1 protein-coding gene is annotated in these 1,837 nt (G+C 30.2%); it reads right to left on the bottom strand.

Features of this window, described 5'->3' with window-relative positions; translation table 11 throughout:
• On the bottom strand, positions 1-1,567 hold a 1,567-nt coding region (locus BDW31_RS12320), incomplete at its 3' end, for an IS1182 family transposase (RefSeq protein ID WP_110709699.1).
• Positions 1,568-1,837: the final 270 nt, after the last annotated feature.

Below are 1,837 nucleotides of genomic sequence, written 5' to 3'. Positions count from 1 at the left end.
CTCGTTGAGCTACTACTTTTCTTATATTAAGTGCCATTAATACAAAACCAAGTTCTCTTTTGACTTTATTGAGTCCTCGGACAGACATCCGAGTGAAACCCAAAATAGCCTTCATAAATCCAAAAACAGGTTCCACATCAATTTTTCTTTGACTGTAGATATTTTTTGTTTCTGGTTCTGAAAGCTTTTTGTTAATTTGGGATTTAAAATATTCCCAGTTATAATTCTTCATTATTTTTTTGTTTGTTTTTGAATTGAAGTTCATACATTGATTTTTCAGAGGACATTCTGAACAATCATCACATTCATATAATTTGAAGTCTCGCTTATAACCATACTTATCATGACGATAGGCATATCTTTTAAAACCTAGCCGTTTATTATTCGGACAAATGAATTCGTCATTAATTTCGTCATAGTTCCAATTTTGAGTATTAAAGATGTCACTTTTATATTTTTTAGTTTTATCTTTTATAAACATTCCATATGTTATGAGTGGCGTTCGATTAAAGTCATCTATAATTGCCTTATAATTTGATTCACTACCATAACCTGCATCAGCTACAATATATTCAGGTAAATGACCGTAGGTCTCTTGAATTGAATTTAAAAATGGAATCATCGTTCTAGTATCCGTTGGATTTTGATACACATTATAAGATAAAACAAATTGGGAATTTGTCGCTATTTGTAAATTATACCCTGGCTTAAGTTGTCCATTTTTCATGTGATCTTCTTTCATTCTCATAAATGTCGCATCATGATCTGTCTTAGAATAACTATTTCTATCCTTTAAAATAGATTTTTGAAATTCGTATCGATACTTTCGCTCAAAATAATCATTGATTTGCTTTTTGTATTTTTTGATTTTAGTTCTTTTGAGACGTATTTGTTTTCTTGTTTTAGTACATTTTTCATTGTTGATATGTTGGTTTAAATCTTCGATTTCTTTATCTAAGTGACTACCAATCAAATCTATTTCTTCTTTTGTTAATTCATTATCATGATCTTTTTTAATTTCCGGTATGATTTTATTGGTTACCAATTCATGGTAGAGGGCTTTAGAATCCTCATTCATCTTTGATTCATGGTTTTGAATACTCTTTTTCCATACAAATGTATATCGATTGGCATTTGCTTCAATTTTTGTACCATCAATAAAAATAGCTTTATCATCTATAAGATTTTGTTTTACACACTGACTGTAAAATTGAATAAATAAAGATTCTAATAAAGCATCTACTTTTGGATTTACTCTAAATCGATTAATTGTTTTATAAGAAGGTTTTTGATTTTGTGATAGCCACATCATTCGGATGCTATCATTAAGCATTTTTTCTATTTTACGACCTGAGAATACAGATTGTGTGTAGGCATATAGAATCACTTTTAACATCATTTTAGGATGGTACGAAGTTGCACCACGGTGATGTCTGAATTCGTCGAATTCATTGTCATGAATTGTTTCAACAATATCATTTACATGTCGTGAAATATCATTTGTGGGGATAAGAACTGAAGTTTCCATTGGTAGAGTAAGTTGAGTCATGTTATAATTTTTATACATAAGGCACCTCGTTAATTTAGTTTAGTGATGTTTATTAAATTATACGAAAGTGCTTTATTTTTTTAAAGTATTACAATGTAAAATTACATATAAATACAAAGTATTTTGGCGAGACTCTTGAGGGAACAGGACAAGCTGAAGACTACAGGCTGAAGCTGTCCCCTAAGAAAGCGAGCCAACAATACGGAGTATTGTAAATAAAGAAGCCAGTAAATGAATTTGTTAAAACTCATTTACTGGCTATTTCTCTAGGGTTTATGTCCCAGACTC

It is taken from the genome of Staphylococcus sp. AtHG25, assembly GCF_003217445.1.
GTDB lineage: Bacteria > Bacillota > Bacilli > Staphylococcales > Staphylococcaceae > Staphylococcus > Staphylococcus haemolyticus.
This window is presented reverse-complemented; position numbering and strand designations above follow the sequence as displayed.